At 50.2% G+C, this 4,715-nt stretch carries 5 protein-coding genes; 3 read left to right on the top strand and 2 right to left on the bottom strand.

The genetic code is table 11. The annotated features are described in order from the left end of the window. Nucleotides 1–273: 273 nt before the first annotated feature. Together Q0438_RS10935 and Q0438_RS10930 are read right to left on the bottom strand one after the other, a co-directional pair. Nucleotides 274–717 (bottom strand): DUF1566 domain-containing protein, encoded by a 444-nt coding sequence (locus tag Q0438_RS10935; RefSeq protein ID WP_299190836.1) that lies wholly within the window; start codon nt 715–717, stop codon nt 274–276. 24 nt (nt 718–741) lie between these two features. Further along, nucleotides 742–1,194: a DUF1566 domain-containing protein gene (locus Q0438_RS10930; protein WP_299190834.1), complete on the bottom strand. Its 453-nt coding sequence runs from the start codon at nt 1,192–1,194 to the stop codon at nt 742–744. Nucleotides 1,195–1,394: 200 nt separating this feature from the next. On the opposite strand from Q0438_RS10930, the gene Q0438_RS10925 reads away from it, so the two are divergent. The 3 genes from Q0438_RS10925 to Q0438_RS10915 form a co-directional block, all read left to right on the top strand. Further along, entirely contained in the window at nt 1,395–2,690 is a 1,296-nt protein-coding gene (locus Q0438_RS10925; RefSeq protein ID WP_297914031.1) for a hypothetical protein, read from the top strand. A 175-nt stretch (nt 2,691–2,865) separates the two neighbouring features. Then, nucleotides 2,866–4,278 (top strand): hypothetical protein, encoded by a 1,413-nt coding sequence (locus tag Q0438_RS10920; RefSeq protein WP_299190832.1) that lies wholly within the window; start codon nt 2,866–2,868, stop codon nt 4,276–4,278. Between the two features lie 242 nt (nt 4,279–4,520). Beyond that, the coding region (locus Q0438_RS10915) for a hypothetical protein (RefSeq protein WP_299190831.1) at nt 4,521–4,715 on the top strand (195 nt) is incomplete at its 3' end.

The raw sequence follows: 4,715 nt of genomic DNA, 5'->3' as shown, positions 1-4,715 counted from the left end.
ACGAAATGCGCGCTAAAGAGTTCGCCTAGAAGGCTATGATAAACGGCGACTTGCCTAACTAAAAACGCGCGCTGTCGCATAGGCATGAAGCTAAAATCAATCGCTTTCGGCGCCTAATTTTGCGTCAAATTTTGACGAGCTTTTAAAATTTACCATAAAATTTCGATTTAGCGCGTAGGCTTTGACGCGACGCGCTAAAATTTGGTAGTTAGTCAAATTCTAGCCCCAAATTTAATAAGGCAAAATCAAATTTTAGCCGCGCGAGGCGCCGAATTAGTCGTTTCTAACGCACCGTGCGAAGAGGCGATCGGAAATGCCGCTCCAGTCTGCGTAGCCGTTTTTAAAATGCACGAACCACGCCCGAGACGAGCCGTCGGCAAATTTTGTAGAGCTCCAGTAGAAATCGGACTTTACGTATTTAAAAGCGGAATTTATAGCAGGGCTAAATTTAGTTTTATCCGTTATGCTTATTAGCTCATCCACCCTCGGTAGCCGCCAGTCCGAATAACCCGCGAAATTTAGCTTCTCGCAGCGCTCCTTCGCTTGCTTCCAATCGCCGATAAAAACCCGCTTATCATCCTGCCACATTAGCTTGCCGAGTTTGCTTTCGCCGCATATCACTACGTTTTTATCATTATCTCTATAACAAGTCGCATTTAGGACGTCTGAATTTAAGAACCCGCAAAATAACGCTAAAATAACCATATACCTTCTCATCCATCTATCCTTTAAATTTTAAAATCAATACCGCCTCACGCACCGCACGAAACTGCGAGCAAAAACGCTATCCCAGCCGTCGTTGCCGCCTACGAAATCCACGACCCACGCACTGGACGAGTCGTTGATATATTTTGTAGAGCTTTGGTAGCATAAAAATTCTCCGCTCGCTATGTTTTTAAAAGCGGAATTTATAGCAGGGCTAAATTTAGTTTTATCCGTTATGCTTATCAGCTCATCTATCCTAGGCAGCCGCCAGTCCGAATAACCCGCGAAATTTAAATTTTCGCAGTATTTAACGGCTTCGTCATACGCCCCCTCAAATATATCCTTGCCGTCTTGCCACATAAGTTTGTAAATACTATCCGTAACTACGTTTTTGGCATCATCTCTGCTAAAGCCCGCCGTTATATCGCCGCCAAAAGCCACGTTCCAGCAAAGCAAGCAGCCCGTTAGAATAGACATAAATTTACTCATATTTTACCTTTAAGCGTTTGAATTGCGCGTAATTATACTCTGTTCTGCCGTTCATTCGCCTTATGCTTTAAAGTCGTGCCGCAGAGCGCATCCGCTTATCTCTATCCGAAATTTATCTCTAAATTTAGCCCTTTTTGCTAAAATTTCACAAAACGCGCCGCCCGTAAAAGAAGCGGCCAGACTAAGCTTAAGGAGAGAAGATGCGCGAGCAGGACTACGAGGCGCTTAAGGCGGAGTGGCAAAAAGAGTGGAATGAAAAGAGCGAGAAATACGCCAAGGCCGTAAACGATATGGTGGCGTTTGCGGAGGTTTACGGCTGGGACGCCTACAAGGGCGAAGATCCGGTCGATGAGCGCGAGGGTGTGACGCAGCTTTGCGAGGCGGTTTTTGAGCTGCTAAAGGAGGCTAACGAGCGCGGCGAAACGGCAAAATTTAGAGCCGATTTTCCGCCATCAAACGTCATTTTCGATAAAAAGTTGAGAAAAAAGCTAAGAGACATCGATCAAATTTGCCCTCTTGGCGGCGAGAACGTCCTTTTTATCGCCTCAAACGACGACGGCAAGACGCTGTATCTACTGGAGGGCGACCGCGTGAGCGAAGTGGCAAAGGGCGTCATCGCCGTGGGCAAGTCCAAGCGAAACGAAATTTACGCCCTGCTAAATCAAGACGAGGTATGGCTGATCAGGGGTTACGACGGCAAGAGCGGCGGCGAGCTGGTGGCGAGATTTAGCCACGAGCTTGAGATCATCTACGACGAGGCTGAAATTTTACCCTTTAACGACGGCAGCAAGGTGCTTTTGGCCGCCCATGACGGAATTTTTTTGATCTCGCAAAGCGGTTCGAAGCTTATCCATCCGATCTACGAGGATGAGGGCGATGACGACGACGAACTCGAGATAGATATGGCAAACGCGACGCTCTCAAATGACAACGAGCTAATCGTCGCGGGCGAGCAAGATACCGATGAGCACGTCCTGATGGATAGCGAGGGCGAGCGACTGGGCGGCATCGGCGCGCAGAGCGCATATCCGCACTTTTGCCTATTTAGCGCGGACGATACGCAGCTCATCACGAACTCCTGCCATTTCTACAACGGCGTCACGATCGGCGTGGACAGGGCGCTGCTAAAGCGCGGGCTGGAGGTTGAGGCTTATTCGTATGACGAAGAGGGTGAGAAAAATTTCACGCTGATCGACGATGCGATGAGAGTTTACGCGGGCGTAGCGACAAGAGACTTTTACATCCTCGGCGACGCATACGGCTACATCAAAGCAGTCGACAAGGACGGGCGTAAAATTTGGCGCCACTATCTTGGCGGCACGATAAAGTCCATGGCTCTAAGTGAGGACGGCAGCGTGCTATTCGTCGGCACTTACGGCGGCAGGCTGCATAAACTACGCCTCGGCGCAGGTCAAGACAGCCACACGATCGGCAACGGCAACCACAAAGAGGAATTCAGACTGATTGCATTTGAAGATAAAATTTATCGGTGGTAAATTTCGCGACGCGGGCGGAGACGAAAATAGCGCGAGCAGCTTTGAGTGCAGATGAAATTTTGATTTGAAGCAGCGCCTAGTAGCGGAGCGGATTTAAGCTAAATTTAGCTCGCAGCTCCGCTAAAATCCGTGCTCGTCAAATGGGCGCGGACAGATTAAAATTTAAAGGACGGAAATGACCGAGCCGAAAATCGGCGATCTCTTCGCCGTAAAGCTTAAGAGGCGGGACGCGTATTTTACCGCGCAGATCCTAAGTGCTCAGATGGGGCTCGTCGCGCTCGTTTTGGACGACTTTACGAGCGCGCCGCCTAACCTAAAAGAAGCGGCTAAGCTTAAGCCGTTTTACTTCGATCATCACTTTTGGAAGCGCGGAGAATTTTATCTCGGCGTGGATGAAATTTTGGACGCCGAGCCCGTTTTTATCGGCAATGCCGCTTTGATTTGCGAACCGCCCGAGTGCGTGAGCCTGCAAAATATCGAACAGATCTATATGCAGCTTGCGTGGAACGAGCTTCCCAAGGATATTCGCGCTAAATTTAAATCCATCCGTAAGCAAAAACTTGAAATTTCACAGCCGCAAAGCAAGGAATTCTACGCCGATTTAGCGCGGCAAAATCCGTTTTACTACGATATGAAAAGCGCAGTTTGGGATGAAAATTTGAAAAATTTTTTAGAAGCGACGCCGATGATGACGCAGCTTGAGCTAAACTGTGCCGGCAAAAGCCTAGATATCTCGCGTACGCACTTGCAGCAGCTCGTCTTACACGCCGGCGGCACGGAGGAGATCACGCTAAACGGCTCGCTGTGGCGGCTCGTGATAAACGGCGATATCGCGCGGCTTAAAAGCGTGCGCTGCCCCTTTGACGGCGAGCTTTTGAGCGTTCAGCTAGAGCTAAACGGCGGCGGGTTTTGCATTCGCGGGCTTGAAAAACTGCGCGATCTACGGATATTTTCGCAACGCGGCGAGTGCATTGATCTCACATGCGTTGCGGCGAGCTTTCCGAATTTGCGCGAAATTTTCATCAACGCGCAGGGCGGCACGCTAAAAAACATCGACGCGCTCGCTAAATTTAAACACCTAAAAGACGTCTGGCTTAGCGACGTTTACGGATTTGAACGCTTTCCGACGAGGGCGCAACTACCGCATCTAAAGCGCCTTTGTTTCTGGTCGGTGCCTAAAGGCGCTTGCGAGGCGGCTAGAGCGCAGTTTAAGGATATAGAAAGCCTCGTAATCAAGCAGCCGCGAAGTAAGCAGTGGCTGGCGGCGAATTTAAACAACCCGCTACGTAGCTGGGACGGCAGAGAGGGCGTGGGCGCGGCGACTGCCAGAAAGGCGATGAGGGCTTATGCGGGCGCGCACAAGAAGCTAAGCGCGCTCGAAGCAGAGCCTGCAAGCGATGAGCTCAAGACCGAGAAAACCGAAATTTTAAAAGAATTTATCGCCGTTTTTAACGCGATAGACGCCAAGCATAGCATCGACACTATGGAGCGCGAGGAGATTTGGGAGGCGTTTTGCAAGCTGGCCGAGCTTGCGGCGGTGGACGCGAGGTCGCAAGAGCGTATCTGGGAGCAAAACGCGGAATTTTGACCGATCAAGCGGCGCAAGTGCTACGATGGTAAAACAGCGTACGGATATTGCGGCGCTCGGGCTTTGTTTGGGCGCGGCGCATGAGATTTAAAATTTTACGCCGAAGCGGGCTTTGGCGGGCGCATAGATAAAATTTAAGCCGAGCGGCGGTAGAATGCACGGTTTTAATGAAAGCGTTAATTTACGCCTTTTTGATATGTAAATTTGCGCTTATTAGGGCGGAATAAATTTAAGGAGTAAAGATGAGAAGTAAAATTTTAATCGCGGCCTTTGCGGCGACGCTTTTGTGTGGCTGCATGGCGCATGATGCAAAGCTAAGTAAGAAGACAAGCGCAATGGATAAGAGGGGCGAAAGCGCGGCTGCGGACTGCGGCGCTAGTGAGGGCGTCTGCAAGGTGCCCGCGGTGCAGGGGCCGATGGTAGGCGGCGGGGCGGAC

The sequence above is a fragment of the uncultured Campylobacter sp. genome (assembly GCF_938030785.1).
Classification (GTDB): Bacteria; Campylobacterota; Campylobacteria; order Campylobacterales; family Campylobacteraceae; genus Campylobacter_B.
Note: the sequence above shows the minus strand (reverse complement) of the source record. Positions and strands in the feature narration are given on the sequence as shown.

What these genes read in the sequence shown, in the direction of transcription:
- Q0438_RS10935 (WP_299190836.1), bottom strand. Translation starts at nt 717, where the DNA reads ATGAGAAGGTATATGGTTATTTTAGCGTTATTTTGCGGGTTCTTAAAT.
- Q0438_RS10930 (WP_299190834.1), bottom strand. Translation starts at nt 1,194, where the DNA reads ATGAGTAAATTTATGTCTATTCTAACGGGCTGCTTGCTTTGCTGGAAC.
- Q0438_RS10925 (WP_297914031.1), top strand. Translation starts at nt 1,395, where the DNA reads ATGCGCGAGCAGGACTACGAGGCGCTTAAGGCGGAGTGGCAAAAAGAG.
- Q0438_RS10920 (WP_299190832.1), top strand. Translation starts at nt 2,866, where the DNA reads ATGACCGAGCCGAAAATCGGCGATCTCTTCGCCGTAAAGCTTAAGAGG.